Annotated in this window: 26 protein-coding genes; 13 read left to right on the plus strand and 13 right to left on the minus strand. The window is 69.3% G+C overall.

Translation table 11 applies throughout. From position 1 onward, the window contains the following. Window positions 1–7 precede the first annotated feature (7 nt). The 3 genes from GNZ18_RS02825 to GNZ18_RS02835 form a co-directional block, all read right to left on the minus strand. The gene (locus GNZ18_RS02825; protein WP_173390620.1) at window positions 8–484 is read right to left on the minus strand and encodes a Fur family transcriptional regulator; all 477 of its coding nucleotides are present in this window, start codon (window positions 482–484) and stop codon (window positions 8–10) included. A 526-nt stretch (window positions 485–1,010) separates the two neighbouring features. Next, window positions 1,011–1,541: an SMI1/KNR4 family protein gene (locus GNZ18_RS02830; protein ID WP_216651135.1), complete on the minus strand. Its 531-nt coding sequence runs from the start codon at window positions 1,539–1,541 to the stop codon at window positions 1,011–1,013. 164 nt (window positions 1,542–1,705) lie between these two features. Then, entirely contained in the window at window positions 1,706–2,881 is a 1,176-nt protein-coding gene (locus tag GNZ18_RS02835; protein ID WP_156214465.1) for a DUF418 domain-containing protein, read from the minus strand. A gap of 149 nt (window positions 2,882–3,030) precedes the next feature. On the opposite strand from GNZ18_RS02835, the gene GNZ18_RS02840 reads away from it, so the two are divergent. Continuing rightward, the gene (locus GNZ18_RS02840) at window positions 3,031–3,693 is read left to right on the plus strand and encodes a response regulator (protein ID WP_312874266.1); all 663 of its coding nucleotides are present in this window, start codon (window positions 3,031–3,033) and stop codon (window positions 3,691–3,693) included. Next, window positions 3,690–4,796 carry a sensor histidine kinase gene (locus tag GNZ18_RS02845; RefSeq protein WP_156214466.1) on the plus strand — a complete coding sequence of 369 codons (1,107 nt, stop codon included), beginning with the start codon at window positions 3,690–3,692 and terminating at the stop codon, window positions 4,794–4,796. The genes GNZ18_RS02840 and GNZ18_RS02845 overlap by 4 nt, the downstream gene beginning before the upstream one ends. 23 nt (window positions 4,797–4,819) lie before the next feature. Here the strand turns inward: GNZ18_RS02845 and GNZ18_RS02850 are convergent, their stop codons facing one another. From GNZ18_RS02850 to GNZ18_RS02860, 3 genes are all read right to left on the minus strand, one after another. Then, a complete protein-coding gene (locus GNZ18_RS02850) occupies window positions 4,820–5,413 on the minus strand; it encodes an ASCH domain-containing protein (protein ID WP_156214467.1) in 594 nt (197 codons plus the stop codon). A gap of 749 nt (window positions 5,414–6,162) precedes the next feature. Then, a complete protein-coding gene (locus tag GNZ18_RS43515) occupies window positions 6,163–6,384 on the minus strand; it encodes a LuxR C-terminal-related transcriptional regulator (RefSeq protein ID WP_312874295.1) in 222 nt (73 codons plus the stop codon). A 1,223-nt stretch (window positions 6,385–7,607) separates the two neighbouring features. Further along, a complete protein-coding gene (locus GNZ18_RS02860) occupies window positions 7,608–8,636 on the minus strand; it encodes an RNA polymerase sigma factor (RefSeq protein WP_156214468.1) in 1,029 nt (342 codons plus the stop codon). A 405-nt stretch (window positions 8,637–9,041) separates the two neighbouring features. Here GNZ18_RS02860 and GNZ18_RS02865 point away from each other — a divergent pair, with 405 nt between their 5' ends. After that, a complete protein-coding gene (locus GNZ18_RS02865) occupies window positions 9,042–9,446 on the plus strand; it encodes a hypothetical protein (protein WP_156214469.1) in 405 nt (134 codons plus the stop codon). A gap of 195 nt (window positions 9,447–9,641) precedes the next feature. Here GNZ18_RS02865 and GNZ18_RS02870 read toward each other — a convergent pair whose 3' ends face one another. From GNZ18_RS02870 to GNZ18_RS02880, 3 genes are all read right to left on the minus strand, one after another. Beyond that, window positions 9,642–9,881, minus strand: a complete 240-nt coding sequence (locus GNZ18_RS02870; protein WP_156214470.1) for a hypothetical protein — start codon at window positions 9,879–9,881, stop codon at window positions 9,642–9,644. Next, window positions 9,874–10,287, minus strand: a complete 414-nt coding sequence (locus GNZ18_RS02875) for a hypothetical protein (RefSeq protein WP_156214471.1) — start codon at window positions 10,285–10,287, stop codon at window positions 9,874–9,876. Before GNZ18_RS02875 ends, GNZ18_RS02870 begins: the two co-directional genes overlap by 8 nt. A 481-nt stretch (window positions 10,288–10,768) precedes the next feature. Continuing rightward, window positions 10,769–11,263 (minus strand): winged helix-turn-helix transcriptional regulator, encoded by a 495-nt coding sequence (locus GNZ18_RS02880; RefSeq protein ID WP_156214472.1) that lies wholly within the window; start codon window positions 11,261–11,263, stop codon window positions 10,769–10,771. A gap of 107 nt (window positions 11,264–11,370) precedes the next feature. Between GNZ18_RS02880 and GNZ18_RS02885 the strand changes: the two genes are divergently transcribed. Then, a complete protein-coding gene (locus GNZ18_RS02885; protein WP_214616122.1) occupies window positions 11,371–12,795 on the plus strand; it encodes an MFS transporter in 1,425 nt (474 codons plus the stop codon). An 18-nt stretch (window positions 12,796–12,813) separates the two neighbouring features. Next, window positions 12,814–13,302, plus strand: coding sequence for a pyridoxamine 5'-phosphate oxidase family protein (locus GNZ18_RS02890; protein ID WP_156214474.1), 489 nt, complete (start codon window positions 12,814–12,816; stop codon window positions 13,300–13,302). A gap of 91 nt (window positions 13,303–13,393) precedes the next feature. Here the strand turns inward: GNZ18_RS02890 and GNZ18_RS02895 are convergent, their stop codons facing one another. Next, window positions 13,394–14,347 (minus strand): LysR family transcriptional regulator, encoded by a 954-nt coding sequence (locus GNZ18_RS02895; RefSeq protein ID WP_156214475.1) that lies wholly within the window; start codon window positions 14,345–14,347, stop codon window positions 13,394–13,396. Window positions 14,348–14,443: 96 nt separating this feature from the next. On the opposite strand from GNZ18_RS02895, the gene GNZ18_RS02900 reads away from it, so the two are divergent. The 3 genes from GNZ18_RS02900 to GNZ18_RS02910 all read left to right on the plus strand — a co-directional run bounded on the left by GNZ18_RS02900 (window position 14,444) and on the right by GNZ18_RS02910 (window position 18,156). Then, a complete protein-coding gene (locus GNZ18_RS02900) occupies window positions 14,444–15,691 on the plus strand; it encodes an MFS transporter (RefSeq protein WP_216651136.1) in 1,248 nt (415 codons plus the stop codon). 243 nt (window positions 15,692–15,934) lie between these two features. Then, complete coding sequence (locus tag GNZ18_RS02905) at window positions 15,935–17,725, plus strand: hypothetical protein (RefSeq protein ID WP_156214477.1); 1,791 nt, start codon at window positions 15,935–15,937, stop codon at window positions 17,723–17,725. Between the two features lie 71 nt (window positions 17,726–17,796). Beyond that, window positions 17,797–18,156 carry a hypothetical protein gene (locus tag GNZ18_RS02910; protein WP_156214478.1) on the plus strand — a complete coding sequence of 120 codons (360 nt, stop codon included), beginning with the start codon at window positions 17,797–17,799 and terminating at the stop codon, window positions 18,154–18,156. A 377-nt stretch (window positions 18,157–18,533) separates the two neighbouring features. Here the strand turns inward: GNZ18_RS02910 and GNZ18_RS02915 are convergent, their stop codons facing one another. Then, a complete protein-coding gene (locus GNZ18_RS02915; RefSeq protein ID WP_216651137.1) occupies window positions 18,534–19,703 on the minus strand; it encodes a low temperature requirement protein A in 1,170 nt (389 codons plus the stop codon). Between the two features lie 179 nt (window positions 19,704–19,882). On the opposite strand from GNZ18_RS02915, the gene GNZ18_RS02920 reads away from it, so the two are divergent. Then, a complete protein-coding gene (locus GNZ18_RS02920; protein ID WP_173390621.1) occupies window positions 19,883–20,353 on the plus strand; it encodes a VOC family protein in 471 nt (156 codons plus the stop codon). Window positions 20,354–20,360: 7 nt separating this feature from the next. On the opposite strand, the gene GNZ18_RS02925 is transcribed toward GNZ18_RS02920, so the two are convergent. After that, window positions 20,361–21,098 (minus strand): SDR family oxidoreductase, encoded by a 738-nt coding sequence (locus GNZ18_RS02925; RefSeq protein WP_156214480.1) that lies wholly within the window; start codon window positions 21,096–21,098, stop codon window positions 20,361–20,363. A 91-nt stretch (window positions 21,099–21,189) separates the two neighbouring features. Here GNZ18_RS02925 and GNZ18_RS02930 point away from each other — a divergent pair, with 91 nt between their 5' ends. The 4 genes from GNZ18_RS02930 (at window position 21,190) to GNZ18_RS02945 (ending at window position 25,860) form a co-directional block, all read left to right on the plus strand. After that, window positions 21,190–22,041 carry a LysR family transcriptional regulator gene (locus tag GNZ18_RS02930; protein WP_156214481.1) on the plus strand — a complete coding sequence of 284 codons (852 nt, stop codon included), beginning with the start codon at window positions 21,190–21,192 and terminating at the stop codon, window positions 22,039–22,041. A 141-nt stretch (window positions 22,042–22,182) separates the two neighbouring features. Continuing rightward, window positions 22,183–22,623 carry a hypothetical protein gene (locus GNZ18_RS02935; RefSeq protein WP_156214482.1) on the plus strand — a complete coding sequence of 147 codons (441 nt, stop codon included), beginning with the start codon at window positions 22,183–22,185 and terminating at the stop codon, window positions 22,621–22,623. A 379-nt stretch (window positions 22,624–23,002) separates the two neighbouring features. Beyond that, window positions 23,003–25,183, plus strand: a complete 2,181-nt coding sequence (locus tag GNZ18_RS02940) for a hypothetical protein (RefSeq protein WP_156214483.1) — start codon at window positions 23,003–23,005, stop codon at window positions 25,181–25,183. Next, complete coding sequence (locus tag GNZ18_RS02945; RefSeq protein ID WP_156214484.1) at window positions 25,183–25,860, plus strand: hypothetical protein; 678 nt, start codon at window positions 25,183–25,185, stop codon at window positions 25,858–25,860. The genes GNZ18_RS02940 and GNZ18_RS02945 overlap by 1 nt, the downstream gene beginning before the upstream one ends. Window positions 25,861–25,906: 46 nt before the next feature. On the opposite strand, the gene GNZ18_RS02950 is transcribed toward GNZ18_RS02945, so the two are convergent. Next, window positions 25,907–26,434: a DUF6939 family protein gene (locus tag GNZ18_RS02950; protein ID WP_156214485.1), complete on the minus strand. Its 528-nt coding sequence runs from the start codon at window positions 26,432–26,434 to the stop codon at window positions 25,907–25,909. Window positions 26,435–26,934: the final 500 nt, after the last annotated feature.

A 26,934-nucleotide genomic window follows, 5' to 3' on the forward strand; every position in this document is an offset into this window, starting at 1 on the left:
CGCGGGGTCACTCCTCCGGGAGCCGGGGCGGACGGCATGCGGCGCAGCGGCCCCGGACGACGATGCCCGTCGCGGCGAACCCGGCGAGGTCGCGCCGCACCAGCGCCCGGACGTCACCGAGTTCGCCGCCGCGCAGCGCGGTGACCCGGGCGCAGCCGTCGCAGACGGTGTGCGCGTGCGGGTGGTCGGCCAGCCCGTAGGTGACGCGCTTCCCGATCGCCAGGGTGTGGACGATCTGGAGCCGTTCGAACAGCGCCAGTGTCCGGTAGACGGTCGACAGGTCCATGGTGCCCGCGGCGGCGGCGCGTTCGTGGACCACGTCGGCGGTCAGGTGGCCCTCCGCCTGGGCCAGGACGGTCACGATGAGCGCGCGCGGACGGGTGCTGCGATGGCCCGCCGCCCGCACCCGGCGCAACGCCCACGAACGGCGACGCGCGTGGTCCGGGCGGCAGGGGTCCCGGTGGGAGGGATCCGGAGGCGACATGGCTGCATTGTTGATGCAGTTGCGACTTATTTGCAATAGTGGCCCCATGGCCTGCACACCGGTGAACTGGAGCGACGCCGCCGCCTGCTTCACCATCGCCGAGAACGCCTGACGCCCGCCCAGGCTCCGCGGACCGCGGCGCCCACCGAACCCCGGATCATGCTCAGAACACGTTCCCCGGGTCCGGTGGGCGCCGCCCCACATTCTCCACCCGCACCAGTGCCGCCAGGGGAAGGGGCAGGCGACGCCCTCCTCCCCGCCAACGCGAAGAGGCGACGGCACGACGGCACGACGGCACGACGAGGTGACAAGGCGAGGAGGCGACAAGGTGACAAGGTGACGAGGCGACGGCACGACGAGGTGACAAGGCGAGGAGGTGACGAGGTGACGAGGTGACGGCGATGAGGCGCGATGGCTTTCGTCGTGCCCTATGCCGACAAGCCGGACGTGCGGTTCGAGTACGTCAGGCGGCGTACCGTCCGCGTCCGGTACCTGCTGCGGGTGTCCGCGGTCGGACGGCGGGCCTTCAGGCCAGGCGCCGCTCCGCTTGGGACCACGGCTGCGGCCCTGAGAAGTCGTCGCTGTCCATGGCTTCTTCCACGTACCACCCCGCGTCGGCGAGCCAGGTCCGCAGCCAGTCCGCGAGGCTGTCGGCGTCCTGGAACCATGCGTGGCTCCAGTCGTCGTCCACGGCATTCGGCTCGAAGAGCAGGACGGGCGCTTCGGCGTCGGTGCAGTCGACCGCCGCGTACATGCCGCAGCCCCAGTCGAGGACGGGAAGCACGCCGGTCGGCCACTGGCCGGGCGTCTGCTCCTCCCGGTAGGCGCTCACGACGGTGCGGCCTTCGGAGCCGATGAGGGGAAGGAACTGGTGGTCGGGCCCGAACCCGCCGTTCCCCACCTCCCGATAGAGCCGTGCCAGCAGCGGAGGCAGCGCGAACCCGAGCACCGCCTCAGCCTCCTTGACCTGCTCTGGCGTGGCACAGGAGAGGTCGCCGCCGGTCTGCCGCATCGCCCGCTCGGCGACCCGGATCAGCAATTCGTCGTGGTCCGTCACGCGGATCACGATGGCATTCGCCTCTGACACCAAGGAACGCGGCGCCCGGCGCCCGCCCGCCCCGGGCACGCAGCGCGTGAGGTTCGTCAGGACGTACCGAGGCTGACAGCGATGGCGGGCGCCCGGCATCCGCCGCCCCGCCACACGCCGGCCGTTCATCTCCCTCATCTGACGCACCGGCTCGCCAGCGACGCGGTGTGGACGAGGTGCTCCAGCGGCCCGCGCCGGAAGTACCGGGACCACAGGAACGCCGGGACGGTCACCGCGAGCATGAAGCCGAGCAGGATGTGCGGCGGCCATTCCGGCAGCTCGGCCCCGCGCGGCAGGAGTACGACGATGTGGGCGACGTAGGCGGTCAGCGACATCGAGCCGACCGCGATCAGCGGGACGGCCAGCCGCCGCAGCCGGGGAAGCCGGTCGACGGCGGCCAGCGCCGCGACCGTCACCAGCAGGGCCGCGCCGGTGCCGCCGGCCAGCGAGAGGGTGGTCTCGCCGTGCGGCGCGGCGGTCAGCAGCCAGGCGGCCCCCTCGGACGGGTCGCCGTCGACGTCGGACCACCAGGCCGCGGGCGACCCGGTCTCCCCCATGAGGCCCGGGAGGAGCCGGAAGGCCAGCCACGATCCGCCGTACCCGAGCACCGTGAGGGCACCGCCGAGTGCCGCGAGGCGTACGCGGACGGCCCTCGATGCGAGATCGAGGCGGCCGAAGGCCATCCCCGCGATCAGGAACGGCATGTAGGTCAGCGCCGGGTAGGTGCCCGTGAACAGCAGGTCGAGGAGACCTTCGCCGCTCACCCGGACGACCGCGCCGCCGCCGATGCCGCCGTCGGAGAGGTCGTCCAGGACGTCCCGCATCACGAACGAGAGCTGCGGGCCGACCAGTGCCCACCCGACCGCGATCAGGGCCAGCGTCCGGGCGCGGAGGCGGATCAGGGGCAGCGCGAGCAGGAAGTAGGCGCCGTAGTAGGCGAGGACGACGTCCACGTCGGTCGGGGTCATGGTCAGCGCGACGCCGAGCGGCACCAGGATCGCCGCCCGGATGACGACCTTCGCCGCGGCCTGCCTGCCGGGCCGGCCGGTCTTCGGCGTGCGCCGCCCACCGATGATGACCAGCGTCACCCCGCCGAGCAGCGCGAACAGGGCCATGGATCTGCCGTGCGTCAACTCCGCGAGCACGCCCGTCGGCCCGCCGTCGGCCGGATCAGGGCCGACGTGCGCCACGTACATTCCGAAGACCGCCAGGCATCGGGCCAGGTCGAGACCGACGAGACGTCCCGTCGCCGGGGCGTCCCGCCGGGTCGCCGAGGCGCCGTGCTCGCTCGGGGGAGCCTGCTGTGTCATGTCATCGAATGTCGCGGCTCGGGGCGGCTGATCACATCCGCCGCCCGTCTAGAGATACCCGGCCGATCGGCTAGACCGACCCGCCGACCGGCGGGTGTTCATGGCCGTGCGGCCGTCCAACGACACTTGGACATGGTAGTAATCGAAACGTGATCCGCGTGCTTGTGGTTGATGACGAGGCACTGATCCGTACCGGCTTCACGCACATTCTCAACGCCGCCGACGGCATCGAGACGGTCGGGGCGGTCGCGGGCGGCGAGGCGCTGCGCGCCGTCCAGGACCTGCGTCCAGACATCGTCCTCCTCGACATCAGGATGCCGGACGTGGACGGGCTGACCGTGCTCGCCGACATCCGCCGGCTGGCCGATCCGCCCGTGGTGGCCATGCTCACCACCTTCGACACCGACGAGTTCGTGGCCGGGGCCCTGCGCTCCGGGGCCGCCGGGTTCGTGCTGAAGGACACCGACCCCGAACACCTGGCCTACCTGGTGCGCACCCTCGCCGAGGGCGGAGTCGCGCTGTCGTCCAAGGTCACCCGCACGGTCGTCGACGGCTATCTGGACGCCGGGTCCCAGGCCCCCGCCGTCAGCGCGGTGGCCCGGCTCACCGACCGCGAGCGGGACGTGCTCGTGCTGGTCGCCCAGGGCTTGTCGAACACCGAGATCGGGGCCCGCGTGCATCTGAGCACCTCGACCGTGAAGGACCACGTCAGCGCGATCCTCGCCAAGCTGGAGGTCGGCGGGCGCGTCCAGGCCGCGCTGCTGGCGGACCGCGCCGGCCTGCTCGTCCCGCGCGACGGGGAAGGCACATGAAACGGCGCGCGGTCCGCCGTCCCCTGACGGACGCGGGTCTCGTCGCCATCTCACTGCTGGACGCCTGGTTCCAGGGGAGCTTCGACACGCGGTTCAACATCGCGTGCGTCGCGCTCACCTCGTGCGCCCTGCTGCTGCGCCGCCGCGCGCCGCTGCCCGCGTTCGTCCTGACCGTGCCCAGCGTGCTGACCTCGTCGGCCGTGGCCGGATCGCTGATCGCCATCTACGCCCTCGCGGCGCGGACGCGCAGCCGCCCCCTGCTGGCGGCCTGCGCGGCGGTCTTCGCCGCCTGCTACATACTGCCGTGGCCGGCGCCCAAGATCGGCCCGATCCTCGCCCTCTCGGACGTCCCGGACCTCGCCTACGGGCTGGGCCTGGCCGCCGCCCCGGCGCTGTTCGGCCAGCTCGTCCAGGCCCGCCGCGACCTCGCCGCCCGCCTAGGGGAGATCACCGAGGTACGCGAGCACGAGCAGTTCCTCGCCGCGCAGAGCGTCCTCGCCAAGGAACGCGCCCAGCTCGCCCGCGAGATGCACGACGTCGTCTCCCACCAGGTCAGCCTGATCGCGGTACGCGCCGGCGCGCTCCAGGTCAGCACGCTCGACCCGGACGCCAAGGACGCCGCGACCACCATCCGGCGGCTGAGCGTCCAGACCCTGGACGAGCTGCGGCACATGGTCAGCGTGCTGCGCACCTCCGGCAGCCCGCCCACGGAGCTGACCCCCCAGCCGACCCTCGCCCAGCTCCACACCCTGGTCGCGGGCTCCGGCATCGAGGCCGACCTGCACGTCGACCTGGACGGCGACCTCCCGCCCCCGGTCCAGCGGGCCATCTACCGGACGGTGCAGGAGGCACTGACCAACGCCCGCAAACACGCCCCGGGCTCCAGCACCCGCGTAGAGGTCCGCCACCGGGACGGGACTGTGCGCACCACCGTCACCAACACCGCCCCGACCAGACCCGCGCTCCCCCTCCCCAGCGCACACCACGGCCTGATCGGCCTACGCCAACGCGCCGAACTCTTAGGCGGCGCCCTGGAATCAGGCCCCACCCCCGACCGCGGCTACCACCTCACCCTGGAAATCCCCATACGGCCACGGCGCTGATCCGCGGGCACCCCCGGGAAGAATCATTCGGCCAAGGACCGCAGGTAGGCCATGAGCGCCTTGCCGCGCGGGGAGATGCGGTAACCGGTCTCCAGGCTCTCGGTGAGGCCGAGGGCCTTGAGACGGCGGACGTCGGCCTTGAAGGAGAGCTTCTCGCGGCCCAGCCGCTCGGCCAGATCCATGGCGCGCAGGCCGGGTCGCTCTTCGATGAGCCGGAGGACCTCACGGGTCCAGGGCGCGCGGCGGCTGCGGCCGTCGATGCCGTCCAGGGTGGCTTTGAGCCCGGCCAGTTCCTGCTCGGTCAGCTCGGCCTTCTCGGCCAGCTCCGATCGAGGGTCGGGGCCGCCCAGATGGAGCATGACGCGGTGGTAGCCGCCCTCCTTGGTGCTCTTGGACAAGGCCGTGAGCAGAGCAGCGCGCCCCTTGAACCCCGATCGGAGCGCGTCCTCCTCGGTGATCTCCTCAGGGGTGACGGCCGTGACCGAGTCGATGACGACGATCCCCGCCCAAGTGCGCTGGGTGCTTCCCGCATGAACACGCGGCTCGGCCCACACCCGGAACACCCGATCGATCCGCCCACCCGCGATCCCCTCCAGGACCTCCCGCCTGAACAGCATCGTCCCCTCCCCGGTAACACGCCTCTCCTCCCGCAATCCTCCTAGGAAAACCCCGAGGAGGGCACCGGGGGGAAGGAACCGGCACGGGCCTGCGGCCATGCTCACATCCATGGGTCTCTCGTGACGCAACTCGCCGACCCTCACCTCATCGACCCGCACGTTACCGTGGGTAGTTATACTCTGACATCGTGCATTCGGTGCCGTCCGGAGCTCTGTGCTTCGGAAATCTCCCGTTCTTGTTCAGCGTGAGGCGTTTCCTCCCGCAGCAGGGACAGTCCTGTTTGCTCCTGGGCCGCCGGCACCGCCCACTGATATCGCCGTCGCGAGTGTAGCGAGTTGTTCCTGACCCCTGACACTCTTCCTGTTCACGGTGAACAAAGAAGCCGCGCGTGGCTTCCAGATAATGTCTCGGTAAAGTCTTATCCTTATTCAGCGAGACCCGTAAACAGCATATGTCGCAGTGGACCATGCGCCTCCCACTTCCCCGCTTCCCCAGCAGCCCCACACAGGCACGCTGGAATCTGGCTACAATTGGAGCCTATCCGAACCCACTGACGATCTGACCTACCCAAACGTCTGCACAGTCACCACACAGCAGGGGCAGACCCCTATCGCGAATGCAGCTCCCCGAATCACCACAGAACGCCCAGGCGCCCCGCATTCGCGGATCGGCCCCAACCATGTGGATCGGATACCAGTCACGCTGCGACACGACGCGGGAAGACAGGTCCGGCGGTCTTCTGATTCGATCAGATCAACTGGCGGCGAGCGGCCCACACCACCGCTTCGATCGGGGTGCTCACCTCTAGTTTGTCGCAAATCGTACGCAGGCGGCGACGCAGGGTACGGGCCGACAACTCCAGGTTGCGGGCGGCGATATCAGCGGTAACGCCAGAAGCGATCTGAGCCAGTAGCTGAATTTCCTCCTCGCCCAGAGGTCGCTCCTCGACGTCTCGACGCCGCGCGAGGATGGGGAAGGCCGTATGCGCCGTCCAACTCACCGCAGCCGTTCCTAGCGGGGATTCGGTGGATCGCGCTTGAGCTCCGGTGTCCTCCCGAGGCTCGAAATCACTCGGTCGGTCAGGGGCCTCCAACGGTCTCTGCTCGTCGGCATCGACGAGCAGCCATCCACGTGCCCTGGTCTCTTTCACGCTGACGTTCACGGGTCGGAACCTCGCCGCGAGAGCCGAGGCGTTCGATCGGTCGGGAATGGTTTGCGCCAGGCTGTCGGTGTACAGCCCGTCCGAGAGCATCATGGTCAGGTCGACGCCGGCCTCGGCCATCGCTCGTTTCGCGACGGGGGCTTCCAGAAGTCGAACGGTCAGATTGATCGCCTGGCCGAGGATTCCGTGCTCGTCAGCGCGCACGAGGCCGGAATGAGCGGCCATGCGCAAGCGCAGGGCGCTCTTGGCGGGACGCACCCGGTTGTGCTGGCGGACTCTGAGGCACAGCTGGTCGATGAGTTGAAGGAAATCGGCCGTTCGGGGAGGCTGGGGGAACACAATCAGCAACCCGTCACCCCGGTCCTCCCTGTACGCCTTGCCCCACCCAGCCTCGATGCTGTGGTCGACCGCCTCCTGCACAACGTGGTACATGGCGTCGCGCAAAGCCATCCTCTCGTGGTCAGCGCGGTTGAAGCCGCTGAACCCGGTGATGTCGATGGCCATGATCAAGGAATGCCGAAGGTCCAGCGGCGAGCGTGGCCGCTGGAGTGATTGGGCGGTATCCAGGATCTCGGCGATCAGATCGTCGTCGGGCTGGTCGCGCAGCCGACGGGCGCCGGGGGACCCCAGGTCGGTATGTTCGAGCAGGCTGAGGGCTCGCAATACGCCCGCCAGAGTCTGGCGCGTTGATCGTTGAAGAATGATCCCCTGCCAGGGCGGCCGCTCCCGGCCGGCGTCGGCGGCCTCCTGCAGCCGCTGGTCAATGGTGCCGGAGTCGAACACCTCGGTGCCCGCGGTCGTCTCGGCGATCAGAATGTCCAACGGTGTGGGCGTGTCAGCGGGTGCGTGGTCCCGCAACATTCCCCACAACTCCACCGCCTGCCGCTGCCAGTACGCATGTCGTGCAGCGAACACCGAGTTCACATGAACCGTACTGACATCCCCCACGACCGTGACATCATGCCCGGCGACAATGTGAGTGCCGCTAAAAAGGCTGTCGGCAGTGCTGGCCTTCTCACTGGGGCCGGTCATCACCAATCACCCTCCTGTACCGCATCCCGGCTCACACTGGTTCTCAACCGGCTGAGCCGGGTGCGCAGCGTTTTCTCGTTCATCTCAAGCTCGGTGGCGACCTCCCTGATCGTCTTGTCGTCCAGGATCATCTGAGCGGCGGTACGGGTCTGCGAATTGGCGATCTCTGCCAGGACCTCGCGGCGGCGCTCGCGCTTCAGCGCCGATTCACTGGTTGGGTCTTCCCACTGTGTCGTGGTCGTGGTCAGCGCGGCCTCGGCCACTTCAGGAGAACGCCCGGACGAGCCATGGCGGCCCCAACTGTGCTGCTCCCGGGCCCAACGGTCGTAGACGTTGGGGAACTGGAACAGGCAGGCGCCGATAAAGAAGGTGTTCAGGCTGGCACCCTTGCTCGGGTCCCAGCGGTTGGGCTCAAGCACTTTGGTCGTGAAGTACTTCAGCGCACGGGTGACGGTCTCGCCCACCAACTCCAGCCGATCCTCACGGCTCCAGCGGCCGGGCCCGTACTCGGCCAGGCTGATCGGTCGCCCCCTGGCCTTGCATTCCTTCACGATCTGGCCGGTACGTGTCCAGTTCATCAGCACCGCCAGCGCGTAGGCGACCGTCTCGGCCTTCCAGGTGGAGGTGATCGGTCCATCGAAACCCTCGGCCCGCATCTCCTGTACAAGTCTCTGCTGCTCGACCCGTTGTTGAGGGCGCTCAGCTTGTTGAGGGCGCTCAGCTTGTTGAGGGCGCTCAGCCGGTACCGTCGCCTCCGGAGCAAAAGCGTCCTGGTCTTCCAACTCCACCGTGGCGAGCTCGGCCTCCAGCGCGCGCAGGCGCCGCTCGGTGACTTCTGGCCCGCCGTCGGCTCCATCCTGCTCCTGATCAAGATCATCTTCGGCATCGAGATCCTTGCGGGTGTCACCATGCTCAGGAGGGTGATCTGGTGATGTGCTCGCCGGAGTGGCCTGATCCGGACGCTTGCCGTGTTCTATCTGGGGCGGATCAGGCCGTGGCGGATCCCCCGCCTCCTCGGCTCGCCCCATCATCCCCTCCAGTAAGAGTCTGGCCTGGATGGCCGTACCTGTCAGCGGTGTAGATGACGCCACGCCGGATTTGCCGCACCTGATCCCGACTTTTCTCCACCCAGATCAACTCGGCATCGGACGCCCTCGACCTGAGGAACTCTCATCCCGCAGTGATCTACAGCCGCCGGTGTCGGCGCCATCAAGGCACGAACCGCCTTCACCACAGCCTCCGAGCCGCACACCGTTGGAGACTCCATGGCCACCACCCGTCCACCCGGCACCACCGGCCCCTGGCCCCGGCCGAAGCGGGACAACGCCGCTGCGAAGAGATCTCGCTCCGCTGCCAGCGGACGGAGGCGGACCGGCAAGGCCGATCGGCTCAGCGACGCCCCTTCCAGCGAGAGGGCGCGTCCGTGGCGATGGATGGCCCTGCCACTGGGACTGACGGCCTCCCCCAGCGGTGCCGCGCTGGCCGTCTGGCGCCAGACCGGCGACGCCGACCTGGCATTCAAGATCGCCATTCTGGTCGCCGCGCTCGCGCTTCCCCTCGGCCTGACGGTGATCTTCCAGAACGCTCTACGAACCTGGCTCAGGCATCGCCCGGAGATGCGCCGCGCCCGCGACGACGGGCACGCTCTGCGCGCCACGACCGAAGCCGCGCTGGCCGGTCCGCACGACACCCCGGACGTGGCCGCCCGCAAACGCGCCGACGCGCGCGCCTACGCCCGCGATCGCGGTTGGACCAACCCCACCACGCTCGGCGACATGATGGCCATCACCCGCCACGGGCTCCCCGCCGACGGCTCCGACCACTGGCATGAGCAGTAGATCATCAAGCTTTGAGATCGGCAGGGATTCGGGCACCTTCCAGCACGGAGGTGCTCGACCGGGCTCGTGCGCCAGCGCACAACGGCTGGAACGCGCGGCCGTGATGCCACCCGCACCACGTCGGAAACGGTCGTGCGGCCTGTTCCGGCCGGTCCTACCGCTTCGATCATTTGCCACGCGTGGAACGAAATCGGGCTAGGAGTCCGCGACCTCGAGTTCTTCCTGTTTCTTCCTGCGCCTAATATAGCGTTCAATCACGCCCGTAATTGCGGCCGATGTCGCCACCACGCCGATCACCGCGGGGACGGCCGCCGGGCCGAGCGAGACGAAGACGGCAGCGGTGGCCGCCCCAATGGAACCAACTGAACCTAATACCGCCGGCACCGTCTGCGAGTTGGGGGCCGCTGACCTGCCGTCGGGCGGGTCGTCAGCCATACACCTTCACTCCCACAGCCACCGCGCTTAAAAGGATCATGACAGCAACTCCGTTGGCGATGAAGATCCAGCCCATCTTGAGCCAACCCCACTCCTTAATCCTAGCTCCACTCTCGTAGGCGAGCAGGCGGAGAAGGAAGGGGAAGGCAGTACAACCAAGCAGTATGGCTATGAGGCAGAGCACCACCTGAGACATCGGGACGGGCAGTTTCTTGGACGAGGCCACGACGAGCGTGGTCGCCAGGGCCAGCCCAGCCGCTATCGTCCAATCCGTCCAAAACAATCCGTCTTCCCTGGTCAGGCCGTGCTTCTTGCCAGGAAGTTCCGTCCGGCTGAGCCCCTTCAGCGTGATCTGGAGCCCGGCCGTCACCAGCGTTATGGTCACAGTGATGAGAAGCTCTCGCAAAGTGCCGTCATCCCTCGCCTTCAAACCAGATGTGGCCGATGAGTCATCTGGCGTGCTATCCGAGAGTAAATACCTAAACACTCATTCATGATCGTTTTAAGGATGTCTGGAAAGTTCGGCCGACTGAGGTCACGGCCTGGCAGGGGTCACCGCAGGTTCACATACGCATGGCGAAGTCATCCACGTCTTCCGGTGCGGATGAAGCGCGACACGGGGCTTCTCGATCAGGGCCCTTAGGGGCCGTAGGGCACGCCCCAGGAGCCGAAGTAGATCAGGTCGGCGTCGAGGGCATTGGCGCCGCAAGCACCGTCTTTCTCCCCGGCCAGAAGGCCGGCAGGCACCCAGGGCCCTTCGCGTGACCGAGCCCATGCAGGCGAGCTGCACGATCGTGCGGTGGAGTGCCTGCTTGGACGGCGAAAGGCTCCGTGCGTTGGCACATCGGGTTGGGCGATGGAGAGTCCCGGTCAGGGGGTTCCGTTGGCTAGGGCCTTTGGGGAAGGGCGGCGTGGGCTATGGCGGCGCGTTCGGCCGCGTCGCGTTCGGTGGCCTCCTGCTCAGCGGCGGCGCGGAGGTCGTAGGCGGCGCGGGCCGCGGCGATGGAGTTCTGGTGCTCCTCGGTCCAGACGACCAGGGAGCGGACGGTGGCGTGCAGCGTCTCGCCCATCGGCGTCAGGGCGTAGTCCACGCGGGGCGGGACGGTCGGGTGGACCGTCCGGCTGACCAGGCCGTCGCGTTCCAGGTGGCGCAGGGTGCGCGTCAGCATGCGCTGGCTGACCCCGTCGATCGCGCGGCGCAGTTCGGTGAAGCGCAGGCTGCGCTTGTCCAGGAGGGCGATCACCAGCAGCGACCACTTGTCGGCGATGCGGTCGAGGATCTGCCGCACTTCGCAGTCGGCGCGCTGGTCCCACTGGAGAACGTCGTCGTCGACGCCGGTATCCGCGCAGTAACCGAGGGACTCGAAAGTGCCGTCTTCCATGCTCACCGATGGTGCCTGACGATGCTGTCACTTACAAGAGGGAACCGGCAGTCATTCGGGGAACCACCCCGGGGGCCGGTTCCCGCGATGAGAGGGAGCGGGCACCGATGTCCGGTTCGACCAACGTGTCACCCCGGCTGGAACGGCGTGCGTGGGGTGTGCTGCTCGTGCTGTGCGGCGCGATCTTCCTGGAGGGGATCGACGTGGCGATGCTGAACGTGGCGCTGCCGTCGATCCGCGCCGACCTGGGCCTGTCCACGGGGATGCTCAGCGGGGTCGTCAGCGCCTACGTGCTGGGCTACGGCGGGTTCATGCTGCTGGGCGGACGCGCCGCCGATCTGCTGGGCCACCGCCGGATGTTCGTCCTGTGGCTGGCGGTCTTCCTGGTCTTCTCCGGGTTGGGCGGCCTGGCCACCGAGGGCTGGATGCTGCTGGTCGCCCGGTTCGTCACGGGGGTCGCGGCCGCGTTCATGGCCCCCGCCGGGCTGGCCCTGGTCACCCTGAGTTTTCCGGAGGGGCCCGCGCGCACGAAGGCGCTCGGGGTGTACGCGGGGACGGCCGCGGGAGGGTTCTCGCTCGGCGTGGTCGCGGGCGGCGCGCTCGCCTCGTTCGGGTGGCGGTGGGTGTTCTTCGCGCCGGTCCTCCTGTCGGCGCTGATCCTGGTGGCGGCCCTGGCCTTCGTCCGCGACACCGGCGGCGAGCGTCCCCCGGGCGGCTTCGACCTGGCCGGATCGTTCACCGTGACCGGCGCGATGCTGCTGCTGGTGTACGGGGTCGTCCGGCTGGAGCACCCCGGTGACGCTCCCGTCCTGACCGTCGGCGCGTTCGCGGCGGGCCTGGCGCTGCTGGGGCTGTTCATCGCGGTCGAGCGGCGGTCGGCGTCCCCGCTGCTGCGGTTGGGCATCCTGCGGACGGCGTCGCTGGTGCGCGTGAACGTGGCCGCGCTCCTGTTCCTCGCCGCGTTCGCGGGCTTCCAGTTCCTCGCCACCTTGTACTTCCAGGAGGTGCGCGGCTGGAACACGATGCAGACCGGCCTGGCCATGCTGGTGCTCGGTATCGACACCGTCCTGGCGCCTCTTTTGACGCCGCGCCTGGTGGGCCGCTTCGGCAACGCCCGCGTGCTGTTCGGCGGCATCGTGCTCGCCGCGGTCGCGTACGCGCTGTTCCTTCCCGTCGGGCTGGACTGGACCTACGCGGCCATGCTTCCCACGCTGATCCTGCTCGGGCTGGCCTTCTCGCTGACGTACGGGCCGCTGACCATGGCCGCCACCGAGGGCGTCGCCGAGGACGAACACGGCTTGGCGGGCGGTCTGCTCTACACCTCCATCCAGTTCGGGACGGCGCTCGGACTGTCGGCCGTCACCGCCGTCAGCGTCGCCGCCGGTTCGGGCCTGGACGCCCTGCGCACCGCGCTGATCGTCCCCGTGGCGGCGGCGGCGGTCGGCGCGATCGTCATCGCGTTCGGGCTTCGTACGCCCGCCATGCCGCCGAACGCGACCACCCCGGCCGAGTCCAGCGCGATCGCGGCTTGAGAAAGGAAGAGGAGAGCAATGGCCGACAAAGTGGCATCGTTCGCCGAGATCAAAGAACAGTTCGACACCTACATAGGCGACATCGTGTACGCGACCATGACCACCGTCGACACCAAGGGACGGCCTCGCGCGCGGGTGCTGATTCCGGTCTGGGAGACCGTGGACGGCGTCCCGGTGGGATGGCTGGCCACCTACAAGACGCCGGTCAAGGCCGCTCATCTGGCCGGGAACCCGCACACCACCTTCTCCTACTGGACGCCGAGGCAGAACGCGGTGAGCATCGACACCGTCGCCGCGTGGGTGGACGACCCGGACACAAAACAGCATGTGTGGGACCTGTACCAACGAACGAGTCCAAAGGGAGCCGGGTACGACCTGGGCAACTTTTGGCGCGGCGGGCCCGGCGATCCGGAACTGCACGTCCTGCGGTTGGAGCCCTGGCGCGTCCAGGTGATCAGGGGAACCGACCTGCACAGCAGAATCTGGCGCGCCACAGACGCAGGGTAAAAGGGCGGCGGCTTCTGCCAAGGAACAGATGTCGATCGTCCCCGCCGGGCAGCCGTCCAGCTCCGCTCGGCGGGGACACGTTATCGCGTCATCATGCGCTGACCGCCGCTTGCTCGGCGGCGGTCGGCCTTGGCGGGCCTGCTTCTTCAAGGAGTTCGGCAAGGGCGTTGAGCGCCGGGGTGGTGTGGTCGGTGCGCCAGACCAGGCCGAGCTGGCTCGTGGCCTCCAGGCCGCGTACCGGGATGTAGCGCAGGTCGGTGCGGGCGTGGTGTTCGGTCAGGGGGCGGCAGGCGAGCATGGCGTGGCGGCCCGAGGCGGCGAGGGCCAGGCCCTGCTGGACGGTGGTGATACCGGCCGTGGAAAGGATCGGCGCACCGGACGGCGTGACCGGCGGTGTCCGGGCGGCCTTCCAGTAGTCGGGGGCGTCACCGGTGCGGTGCAGCAGATCGAGGTCGGCCAACTCCTCCAGGTCGATGGTGTGCCGATCGGCCAGCGGGTGCTCGGTGCTGAGGACGATGAACTGGTCCTGGGCCGGGAACCGGAATCCGACGGTCAGTTCGGGCTCATGCACGGGCAGCTCCACGATCACGGCGTCCACCTCACCGTCGAGGACGGGGGTGAACGGTGAGCCCAGCGGGAGATCGTGGGTGTGCACGGCCACCCCGTGCAGGTCGTGCAGGGCGCGGAAGGTGGAGGTGATCTCCTCATAGACCATGCCGGTGAACCCGATTCGCAACTCTTCCAGGGCACCGCGCATCGCTCGTTCCCGGGCGCGGTCGAAGGTCCGCAGCAGCGTCCGGTAGGCGGGACGGACCTCCTTGACGAACTGCGCCCCGGCCCGTGTGAGGGAGACCCGGCGGCTGGTGCGGGCGACCAGTCGCGCGCCGACGCGCGATTCCAGCGTGGCGACGAGCTGGCTGACCCTCGACTGGGAGTAGCCCAGCCGTTCGGCGGTGCGTCCGAAGTGGAGTTCCTCGGCCAGGACGATCAGGCACTCGATCTGTTGCAGGTGCGCCTGGTGCATCGTGGGAAGCCCGGTGGTCATATGACCGAGTGTAAGGACCGATCGATCAGCCTGGCTAATCGATCAATGAGGAGATCGGTGTTGTTCCGGCGCGTCGGTGGCGATGGGCTGGGGGGCATGAGTTCTCTGGATGCGGTCCGTGACGAGCGAACGCCCCTGCCCGGGTGGGTCGCCGTCGGGGTGCTGACGCTGAGCACGTTCCTGGTGGTGACCTCCGAGATGCTCCCGGTCGGGGTGCTCACCCCGATGGCCGACGGGCTGGGCGTCTCCTCGGGCGCGATGGGCACCAGCCTGACGATCACCGGCCTGGTCTCCGCGCTGACCGCCCCGCTGGTGCCGCGCCTGCTGGGGAACCTTGACCGCCGGGTGGTGCTGGCGGTGGCGATGGTGGTGCTCGCCGCCGGCAACGGGCTGACCGCGATCGCCGGCGGGTTCGGGATGCTGGTCGTCTCGCGGATCGTCCTCGGTATCGGGATGGGGACCGTCTGGGGCATGGCCGCGGCGGTGGCGACCCGCCTGGTCGCGCCGCGCGACATCGCCCTGGCGGTCTCCTTCGCCGTCAGCGGCGTGGCCTCGGCCTCCGTGCTCGGCGTCCCGCTGGGCACCTTCGTGGGCAACGCCTTCGGATGGCGGACGGCCTTCGGCGCCCTCGCGGCCCTGTCGCTGCTCCTCGTCCCGGCCCTGGCGCTGACGCTGCCGAGGCTGCGTCGTCCGGCGGCGACCGGCGACGAAGCCGGGGCCGGACGGCGCCGGTCGCTGGCGCGTCCGGCGGTCGTCTCCGGGCTGGTCGTGGTGGTGCTGCTGGTCACCGCGCACTTCGCCGCCTACACCTACGTCCGTCCCGCGCTCGAAGAACTCCCCCGCATGTCGGCGAACGCGATCGCCCTGTCGCTGCTCCTCTACGGCGTGTTCGGGCTGATCGGCAACTTCGCCGCCGGGGCCGCCGCCGGACGCCGCCCCCGGCAGACGGTGCTGCTCCTGGCCGCGGGCATCACCGCGGCGCTCATGATCCTGGCCCTGTTCGGCACCACCGCGCTGGTCGCGGGCCTGGCGATCGCGCTGTGGGGCGCGGCCTACGGCGGCGTCTCGGTCGGTGGACAACTGTGGATGTCGGCCGCCGCCCCCGACCGGGTCGAGCACGTCACCGGCCTGTACGTCGGGGTGTTCACCGCTTCCATCGCCCTGGGCGCCTTCGCCGGCGGCCTGATCGTCGAGGGCGCGGGAATCGTGCCACTGCTGTGGAGCACCGCCGCCCTGGCACTGGCCTCACTAGTGGTCGGCCCCATCGGCCGCGTCCCGAGCCGACCGCAACCCAGCAAACCCCCCACCTCCCCCGACCTGGCCCACGCCCATCACGCCGAATAGCCCCATTCCATTATCCCCGACTGCGCCAGGGGCGTTGATTTTTAAATCGCGTGGTCGTGATTCGAATGCCACATATTTCGGGTAGAGCCGTAGCTTTACTCTCCCGAGCACGCTCAACTGCTGGTCAACGCTCGTCGAATGACCGCAACCGGCCCACATGTTGATCAACAACCGACCGGAGTGCGACTCTCCCCGCAGAGCCCGTAGATCGCGGGCTCAGTAGGGATTGAGGACGTCAAGTACATGGGTCTCAAGATTCAGGCGGCGATCGTGGCCGTTGCCGCGGCAGCATCACTCGCGACGCCGGGAACCGTCCAGCTGGCAATGGCGGGCCCGCGGGCCGACCAGCCTTCCTCTCCATTCGCATATCCCCGCCAACCCCACACCTACAAGCCGCACAAACACCCTGACAGGTCCAGAGCTCCGAGTGGCGCAACAGAGCCGGAGCCCCTGCCGCATGTCGCCCCCGGCCTGACGAACCTTCTGACCGACTACCGCGAAAGGGCGATCGGTCACGAGGACTTCGCCAGATTCGCCTACATCAAGCTCGGGATCCCGCAGCCCGGCCGGGAACTCCCGGACCGCTACACAGACTCCGAGCTTCCCGACGAGCAGCGTTCCCTGCTGGCGGGCCTCCTGGCCGGTGCCCTGGACCAGCTTCCCAAGGACGTGGCCGAGAGCATCCGCGGCAACGCCAGGCCCATCGAACCCGCTCCGAGCTCGCGGTTACCTTCTCGGCCGCGCGCGGCGGCTCCCGACGCTCACTGCGGATACCAGTATTCGAGGTCACTGTGGGGTGAGGTGTCCTGGTGCAAGGAGACCACGGCTCACTTCGAGGTGAGCTACAACGTCACGGGCCCTCGCGCGGTCGATCTGACCGATGCCGACGGCAACCGGGTTCCGGACTACGTCGAGCAGACGGTCAAGTCACTGGAGTATGCCTGGAGCAGGTACAAGGGCTTCGGGTACAAGATTCCCGACAAGGCAGATGTGTACATCGGGAACCCTCGCGTCGCCGCTGGAGTGGGATTCACGCCGCCGTACTCGCTCATCGGCTTTCCCACCATCGTGATGGGGCAGCAAGCCGGCGCGTTCTACCTGCCCCGCCATGAGTTGTTCCATCTTTCGCAGTACGAGTACATCCCCACCCGTTCGTGGGTCTTCAGCGCTCGCACGACGCAGTGGTGGATGGAGGCCACGGCCGAATGGGGAGCCCGCGTGACGATGGGCGGCGACCCGAGCGTGCCCGAGTCAGAGCGATACCAGTACGCCCGGCACCTGCCCGAGTTCCTGGGGCGCCCCAACGACAAGCTCAACCAATGGGACGGGTTCGGCGCGCCCCGCCAGTACGGGGCCTTCATCTTCGCCGAGTTCCTCTCCGCCAGGCTGAGCTTCGACGCGGTCCGCCAGACCTGGGAGCATCTCGGGGGCAACTGGCGGGGGCAGCCTTTGGAAGCGATCGACGACACCTTCGCCGACTACGGCGTGATACCCAGCGACGAGATGCAGGTGTTCGCGACCGCCAACTACCAGCTGTGCAAGAACGATCCCCAGGATCCCAACGATTCCGGCTGGCACTATCTCAACATCGACGTCCCCCGGTGGTGTGATTTCCTGGCGTCCGACTCACGCACCAACGGCGCGGGCAGCGCGGCCCCGGGCATCCACCGCCCGTACCGCTACAACGTTCGCCTCGGCGCCGACGGTCGGGCCGCGGGGACGGTGACGGTCCGCGGAGGCGGCACCGCCTACATCGATCTCATCGCTCCGGCAGGGGACCTGCGGCGCCTCGTGGTCGGGCTGACCGGAGTCCGGGGCCTCCAGGGCAATCTCATCACCTGGGAGACGATGCCCAAGCGGTGCTATCCCGACCAGCAGACCCTGTTCCTCGACGCGAACGCGGAGATGCAGGCCAACCTCGGCGACCGTTGCACGGTGGCGACCCTCGCCATCAATCGACCCAACGCTGACACCGATGGAGACGGGCAGCGGGTCAACTGGTCCACCTATTTCCTCAGCGCCGCCCCTCGGTAGCGGACATGGACGGGAGGGCGCCTGATCAATCCGCCTGCTTTGCTCAGGCGCGCTCCTCTACACTCTCGCCAATGAGCGGAAGGCTCTCCCGCGGCTTCATGGGCTGCGCGGCGGCCCTGGCGGCCGTCCTGCTCGCGGGTGTTCTCTTACTGGTCGTGTGGTCGTCATCGCGGTGCGGCGAAGCGGAGCCCGGTGAAGTCCAGGTCGTCAACGGCACCGGCGGTGGCGTCCGCCTTCGGCTGCGCTACGACTCCGGCGCGACCAGCGAGGCGATACCGCTGTCACCAGGACAGGCCATTCACATGGCGGCCTCATGCGCTCCCACGGCGTTCGTCGCGACGGCCCCCGACGGCCGCACCGCCACCTACGGCCCTCCGGTCTGTCCCGGAGGGCCCTGGTACATCCGCTTCCCCGGAGCCGAGTCGCCATGATGGTCGATCGCCTCGCCCGGCTCGCTCCGGCGGCGCTGCTGTTACTGACAGCGTCCGCGTGTTGCGTGCCCGGCGAAGGGCCAAGCGTCATCACCGTCATCAACGACAGTCCCGTCGCCGTGAGAGTCTGGCGCCAGTACGGGACCGGGACGGCGGACGGACGATCGATGCGTGTCCGGCCCGGGGAGGTTACCCGCCTTCCCGCGCCGTCCTCCTGCGCCCCCGACACCTACTTCGCGCGGGCGGGCGATGGGCGCACGGTCAGCGAGGGGCCCCCCGTCTGCCCGGACGCGACCTGGCGGATCACCCTGCCGACGCCGGGACCGACCGCGTCGCCCACGTCCAGCTAGGACGCGTCCCCCGGCCCGGCGCCCCGTTCATGACCGGTCCTCGCCTCTGGCCTCCAGGGCCTCGGCGACCTGGCGGTGCACCCGTGTCAGCACGATGACCAGCACCACGAGGATGACGTCCAGGATCAGGACGGAGACCAGGGGCGACAGCCACCGCGCCGCGACTCCGGCGGCGGCGCAGGCGGCGCAGGCGAGGAGCCGGGCGGCCCACGCGCGTCCCGTGGTGACGTAGTACCACCACGCCTGCGCCACCAGGTACAGGATCGGGCCTCCGAACATGAGCAGGCTCAGCCGGACGGTCCCGGCCCCGGAGGCGTGGCCGATCACCAGCCCCGATCCGACCGCCAGGGCCACCAGGCCGGTCAGCGTGCCGTAGGTGCTGTTCACCGCGCGGTGGATCGACCGCATCGGGTCGGACGTGGACGCGACCTGCCGCGTCACGATCTCCTCGCCGCCGAGGAAGTAGGTGGCCCACAGGCACGCCGGCGCGACGAACACGCCGAGGGCCGCGGCCACCGTGGGCGCGTCGACCGGCGCGTCGGTGATCGACGAGCCGATCGTCAGCACGGTCTCGCCGAGTTGCAGGATGAGGAACAGGCGGATGCGCTCCACCATGTGCTCGGCGTCGAACACGAAGTACCGGGACGGGAAGACCCGGCCGGGCAGCGGGTGCCGCAGCCATGTGCCGGTCAGATCGACCGCGGCCGCGGCGGCCCACCAGGCGATCCGGGCGTCATGGTCCACCGCGGCCCCGACCAGCCACAGCGGGACGGAGACGGCCGCCCAGATCAGGACCCGGTGGTAGTGGCTGCGCAGTACGGCCACCGACGCCGTCACGGCGGCCGTCGTGCCGGTCAGCAGCAGGATCGCCACGAGCGGCACCACGAACGCCCACGGACGGCCCGCGAACGCGTGCGGGATCTGGGCGTTCATGAACAGGCCGAGGCCCATCACCGCCAGCACGAGCCCTCGGGTCTGGGCCCGCGTGATGTCCAGGAAGGTGGCGTCGAAGCTGGTGAGGACCCATGTGCCGAGGACCGCGACGACCATCACGGCGGTCTCGGCGGCGCCGCGCCAGGACAGCTCGGTGTGCAGGTGCTCCGCGAGCTGCCCGACGGCGAAGACGAAGACCACGTCGAAGAACAGCTCCAGCGGGGACACGGCGCGGCGCGGCCCGGCGTCGGCGACCGCGCTCACGTCGGGAGGTCCGTCGGAGACGCGACACGAACCTCACTCAAGGTCAGCATGAAGTCACGTTAGGTCATCACCAGCGGCGATGGGACGAGGTGTGAACCAGCCCCATCGGGCATAGCGGCCAAAAGGACCGTTGACCACTGCGAAGACGGGAATGGATCATGGCTGTCTCCAGCACTCCGATGAACCTCACTCAGGCCGCCCACGTCGGGATCTCGGTCTCGGACCTGGACGCGTCGATCGCGTTCTACAGGGCCCTCACGGGACGGGACCCCATCGTCGCGGACGAGACCATGCGCAGCGTGCCGTTCGGCGGGACGCAGGGCCTGCCCAACGCCGAGCTCCGGTACGCCACGTTCAACCTCGACAACATCGGGATCGACCTCATCCAGTTCCAGGACCCGGTCGGCACGCCGACGCACGGGGCGGCCAACCGTCCGGGCTCCATGCACCTGTGCTTCGAGGTCGAGGACTTCGACGCGGTGCACCGGCGCATGGAGGAGGCGGGCTACGGCTTCCTCGGGGACGACTACACCTTCGTCGCGGGCGAGGTCACCCCCGATGAGGCACTCGGCACCCAGGTCGCCTACTTCAACGACCCGGACGGCACCAACCTGGAGATCATCCGGCCCAGGGGCGGGTTCGCCAACTAGCGCGGACTCACCAGGGGATGACGCCGTCGTCCTCGAAGAAGGAGCCGGTCGGGCCTCCGTCGGGCATCGTGGCGAGCCGGATCGCGATCGCCGCGCCCTGCTCAGCGGTGCGGGGCGCCTGGAAGCCGGTGAAGTCGGTCGCGACCAGTCCGGGGCAGGCGGCGTTGACCAGGAGGTTCGTCCCGGCGAAGTGCCGGGCGTAGTGCACGGTGACGGCGTTGAGGAACGACTTCGTCGGCGAGTACGCCGCCATGACGGGGCCGACCTCGACCTCCGGATCCGTCTGCCGCGTGAGGGAGCCGACGGAACTGGACATGTTGACGATGCGCGGCGACGGCGCGCGCCGCAGCATCGGCAGCATCGCGTTGGTCACCCGGATGACGCCGATGACGTTGGTCTCGACATTGGCGCGGACGACGTCGAGGTCGAGCGTGGTCGGGTCCTGCACCCATCCCGGGCCCGCCTCGCCTGAGATTCCGGCGTTGTTGACCAGGACGTCCAGGCGTCCGGCCCGGCGTTCGATCAGTTTCGCGGCGTCGGCGGCGCTCTGGTCGCCGGTCACGTCCAGGGGGACGCCGAAAGCGTCCGCCCCGGCGGCGCGCAGTTTCCCGACGGCGGACTCGCGGCGTCCTTCGTCGCGGGCTCCCACGCCCACGCGGTATCCGAGGGCGCCCAGGCCGGCCGCGATCTCGTATCCGATCCCCTTGTTCGCGCCGGTCACCAGCGCGACTCTCGCTTCGCTCATGCGTCGATGCTCGCCCGCGACCGAGCGGCGGCTCCAACACCGATGAAGTGCGCTGTGATACCGGGGAGGTATCACCGCATACGCTCTGCCCATGGACAGCTTGGAGACGCGCGAGCTGAGGTACTTCATGGCCGTCGCGGAGGAACTGCACTTCGGACGTGCCGCCGCGCGCCTCGGCATGGCGCAGCCGCCGCTGTCCCGGGCCGTCCAGCGGCTCGAACGGCGCCTCGGTGTCACGCTGCTGGAACGCGACCGGCGGGGCGTCGCCCTGACCGGCGCCGGAACGGTGCTGCTGGACGAGGCCCGCGCGGCCCTCGACGCGGTCACCGCCGCCGCCCGCCGCACCCGGCGCGCCGGAGGTTCGGGCTCCGGCGAGCGCCTGGTGCTGGCGGTGAAGGCCGCCGCGTCCCACGAACTGCTGACAGAACTCCTGGACGCCTATGCCGCCGAGCCCGGCGCCGCCGGGATCGAGGTGCTGCCGAGCGGCATCTGCGAGCAGGGGGAGATGCTGCGCGACGGCCGCGCCGACGTGGCGCTCATGCACACGCCGTTCAACTCCCTCGCCGGTTTCGACAGCGAGGAACTGCTGACCGAGGGGCAGATCGCCATCCTGCCCGCAGGGCACCCGCTCGCCGCGCGCGGAACACTGTCGCTGGACGAGGTCGGCGACATTCCCGACCTGCCGCTGGCCCGCTGGGCCCGCCACGGCGTGTTTCCACCCGGTCCGGGCCCCGAAATCCACGACATGACCCAACTGGCCCAGCTGATCGCCCTCGGACGCACCGCGGCCGTTATCCCCGAATCCGCCCGAGCCTGGCTTTGGGCCCAGCACGCCGCCGTGCCCCTGACCGACGCGCCCGCCGTCGTCACGCATATCGTCTGGCCCGCCCACAGCCGTTCCCGCGCCCTCGCCGAACTCATCCGCACGGCCACACGGCTCTAATACGGCCCGCCCTCGGACGGCGCGGCAACCAGATTTCCCCTGGTTAGGGAGTTCGTTTCCGACCTCCCCGAAATGACGCGACCCCGGCGCCCTTCCCGCTCTATGATCCTTGCACTTCGGGTGCGAGTTCGAGGGGATCTCATGGGGTCGAAAGCCAAGCTGCGGGGCCATCTGAGCGCTGATTTGCAACACGGGGAGACCATCGAAGTCATCACCGTCGCCCAGCTCAAACAGGGGATGAAGCAGCACCTGGGCAAGAATCTGGCGGCCGGTGTGGCCGCGGGGCTGGTGACGACGGCGGTCACCGGGGGCGGCAGCCTGTTCGTCTATGCCTCGATACCGGCGGTGTGGGTCGTGGTGACCTCTCAGCGCGTCCTGATGTACGCCAAGACCGGCAGCGCCTCCAAGCCCGGCGAGATGGTGTTCGCCGCGCCTCGCCAGGCCCTCGGCGCCGAAGCGAAGTCCGGGCTGCTCACCCAGGTCGTCATCGCCGACCGCGACGACGGCCGATCACTGGTGCGGTTGAACCTGGGCCTCAGGAGAAAGGCCGCCAACCGCATCGTCCTTTCCATCGGAGGTTGACAGGGTCGGGCGGCCACTCGCCGGAATGCCCGCTCCAGCCGTATCGAAGCGTTCCGTCATGGCGGGCGGACTCTGCGCGATATCCGCTGTTCAGATCGTTTGCAACGGCCTGCGGCGGCTGACTTTAGAGCGATCTGACAGGCTCAGAGATCGCTCGACAGTTCCACGGTAAACCGAAGGCCATATTCGCACGTCCTGCTTGCGAATGTTGACCAATTGGACTCCTACCCTCAGTTGAGGTGATGGCGTGAAAAGTCATGTCGGCATCACCGCCTCGGTCGCGTTGACCCTGGCGGCGAGTACGGTGGCGGCCGTTTCCGGGGCGAGTGCGGCCGTCGCGGGAACGAGCTACACCGAACGTGCGCCAAGACCCTACGAAGTGACCTCCAAACGTCCGAAGGCGCCGTTCGCGGTCGCCCCGCGGCGCCTGAACGTCCCGCTGGCCTGGTCGAAGACCGCCGCCAAGCCGGTCAGCCGGGCTATCACTTACCGCAACAACACGCGCAAGGCCATGCAGGTGCGGCTGAAAGTGAACCTGCGCGACCGTTCCGGACGCGCGGTCCCCGCCGCCCTGGCGAGGTTGTCGACGACCTCCCTGACCGTCCAGGCCGGACGGGAGGCCGGGGTCGACCTGGAACTGCGTCGCGACGGGACCAAGCCCGGCGCCTACCACGGCACCGTCCAGGTCTCCTCCGCCGCGGGCGAGCCGCTCGGTTCCACGGCGGTGTCGGTCGACCTCCGGGCACCGGTCCCCGCCCCCGCCGCCGCGGTCGGGCCCGTCACCGCGTCCGCGAACTCCATCGTCGCCGACCTCGCCTCACCCGGCATTCCGGACCTGACGCGGCGCTACCCGCTCACCTACCGCAACACCGGGTCGAAGCCGGTCACGCTGCGGCTGGCCGCCGACATGAACGGCCCGGGCGGCGAGCCGACCCCGGCTCCCGCGGCGCTCCTCCAGGTGCCCGGCCAGGTGACCGTTCCCGCCCGGGGCACCGCGAAGGTGACGCTGACCTTCCGGGGCGCGAAGATCCCGCACGGCCGCTACCTCGGTGCCCTGGTCGCGACCGGCACCGACGGAACCACGAAGGTGACGACCACGCTCGTGGCCGACGTCGGCCGGGAGAAGTACAACGTCGCGGTCAACCTGCTCGACCGCGACGGCGCCGTGCCGACCCAGCCGACCTGGGTCTACGCCTGGGGCGTCTCGGACGGCGGACGCTGGATGCGCGAGGTCGTGAACGGCAGGGACGTCTTCGAACTGCCGCCCGGCACCTACGACATCACCACCGCGATCACCACCGGCGCGGGCGAGACCCTGATCAACCACCGGGTCACGGTCGACGACTGGGACCTCGACCTGCGGATGGACGCCCGCGAGGGCAGGCCGGTCGAGCTGAGCCCTCAGGGCATCGGCGTTCCCGGCGAGATCGAGGCCTGGTACGACACCCCCTGGTACAGCTTCAACGCCGTGGGGCCCGAGGGTTCGGTCTTCGCCGTCTGGCACGGCCCGGACGAGGTCAAGGACAACGTCGGCTTCCAGGTCACGGGGTGGGGCAAGCGCGACGCCACCGGCGGCCCGGGAGCGGCCTACATCCTGAGGCGGCGCTTCGACGGACGGATCCCGTCCGCCACCGTGTGGCACCCGAGCCCGGACGAGCTGAGCGTGACCCGCAACCACTTCCGTTCGGTGAACCTCTCCGGCTTCGGCGAGCTCAACGTCACGGGTGGTTACGTCGACAAGATGCGGTTGAAGGTGACCCTCCCGCAGACCGTCACCACCTACATCGAGCCGGGCCTGGTCTACAGCCGGGAGCTGGGTTACGGAATCGAGTACGGGAAGTGGGCGGAGATCGCCGACTACCGGATCGAGGCGCAACGGGGGGAACGCGACGACGTCTGGAACGGCGCGGTCCTCGCCCCGGGCGCCTTCGCCGAGAACAGGCCGTACCGCGGTTCGAACGGTCAACTGTCGGTGTCCGCCTACGACCAGTACACCGACGCGTCCGGACGGACCGGCTCGATGGACCGGACGGCCAACGCGTTCACCCTCACCGCGGACGGCCAGACGATCGGTACCGGTACGGGACAGCTGTATGCCACCCTCCCGCCTGAGTCCAAGCGCTACACCCTCACCTGGAACCGCACCGCCCACCCCGAGATCGCCAAGTTCTCCACCGCGATCACGACCGAGTGGTCGTTCGAGTCGCACCACATCGAGTGGCAGAGCCAGATCCTTCCGCTGCACCTGCTGCGGCTCGCGGTGCCGGGTCTGGACGACGCCAACACCGCCGCGCCGGGCTCCCGCACACAGATCCCGGTGAAGGTGGAGCCGGTCACGGGCCTGCCCGCACCCGAGATCACTTCAATGTCGGTCGAGACGTCCGCCGATGACGGCAAGACCTGGCAGGCGGCCTCGGCCGCGGAAGAAGGCGGCAACTGGACCGCGACCGTGACCAACCCGGACACTCCCGGCTTCGTCTCCCTGCGGATCAAGGCGGCCGACGCCGACGGCAACACCGTGAGCCAGACGTTCATCCGCGCCTACGGGGTGAGGGCCTGATGCGCCGATTCACGATCTTCACAGCGACCGCCGGGGCTCTCGTGGCGTTGCTGCCCCTCCAGGCCGGCCCGGCGGCCGCGGCCCCGGCCACCGGCACCGCGCGCGCCTGCGATCCCCATCTGACCGGGTTCTCCCTCCCGACCCCCGACCTCTTCACCGCCGACGAGGTGACGGGCACGGTCCAGGCGAGCTGCGCCCCGTCCGAGGACATCGCGGTGGGCCTCGCCACCGGCGACCGGCGCGTGACGGTGCCGCCGCTCGCGATCGTCCCGGCCGGGCGGACGACCGCCGCGTTCCCGCTCAAGGTCAGGGAGGCGCCATCCGACCAGTTCAAGACCAAGGTGGCCGCGCGGTACGGCGCCGACCTCCTCGCTCAGCCCGTGACGGTCAGCCCCGGCCTCAAGGCGTTCACGCTGCGCCCCGAGTCGGACGGCGTATACGTGTACGGGGAGATCTCGCTCTGGGGACTCTCCCCGACGGGCGGAACCGTCGTGCGCCTCACGAGCGACAGTCCTCTGCTCAATCCGCCCACTACCAAGACGGTCCGTCCGAACGTGCTGGGAGAGGACTTCCGCTTCGCGGCCGAGAGGGTGACCTCGCCTCAGAAGGTTCATGTCACCGCCACAGTCGGAACTCGGACGATGACCGCTGAAGTCACGCTGGTCCCGTCCGCCTGACACGTTGGAAGGAGGCCCCGGAGCCGGACGGCTCCGGGGCCTCCTGTCACGTCTGCTGGACGCGTTGCGCGACGAGCGCCGCGTGGGAGAGCGGCGTCGAGAGGTCGGCCACGTCCCCGTTGGTCGTGTAGTCGAGCAGGACGACGGTCCGGTGGTCGCTGAGTCCGCGCAGTTCGGCGACGAGTTCGGGGACGCGGTGGTCGAGCATCCAGCGATAGGTCGGGAGGTAGAGCAGGCGCCGGGCCCGCTCATATCCGAGCAGTCGGCCGTCGAGGCGGTGGCCGAGCGGCGGGCCGAGCCGCCGGACCGTTCGCTTGATGCCCTTCATCGTCGCGACGTCCAGCTTGGTGAAATCCTCCTGCTCGCCGGCGAACACCTTCAGCGCCTGCCAGACGCCTTCGACGGACTGCGACGTCCGGTCCGGATGGCCGGGCACCGGGATGCCGCCGTGCGGATAGAACGGGCTGAGGCGAACCCAGGGCTCGGCTCCCCGGGAGGTCACATCGAGGATCAGCGCGTCGGGGAAGTCCCGGCGAAGGGTGGTGCGGCGACGGCTCGCGACATGAAGCGGCATGGAAGAAGCCGACCACCCGGGTCCGACAGTTCACCTCAAGGCGAGAAGACGAAACAGCACCCGGACGCGGCGCCCCGCCACATCAGCGCCCCCACGTCCCAGACCCGCATCAGGGGCCCCGCATCAAGGGACACCACGTCCCCGGACGCCACGCCACCCCCCCCCCACATCACAACCCTTGCGTCACACGGCCCTTGCGTCACACGGCCCTTGCGTCACACGGCCCTTGCGTCACAGCCCTTGCCTCCCTTGCCTCACAGCCCTTGCCTCACGGGCCCGGCCTCACGGGCCTGCCTTACGGGTCCTGCGTCACGGGTCCTGCGTCACGGGCCCTGCGTCACGGGCCCTGCGTCACGGGCCCTGCGTCACGGGCCCTGCGTCACGGGCCCTGCGTCACGGGCCCTGCGTCACGGGCCCTGCGTCACGGGCCCTGCGTCACGGGAGCCGTGGCAAGGGCTCCGGTTCAGGGGCTCCGGTTCAGGGGGTGCTGCGGCGTGCGG

This window comes from Actinomadura litoris, from assembly GCF_009733595.1.
GTDB lineage: Bacteria > Actinomycetota > Actinomycetes > Streptosporangiales > Streptosporangiaceae > Spirillospora > Spirillospora litoris.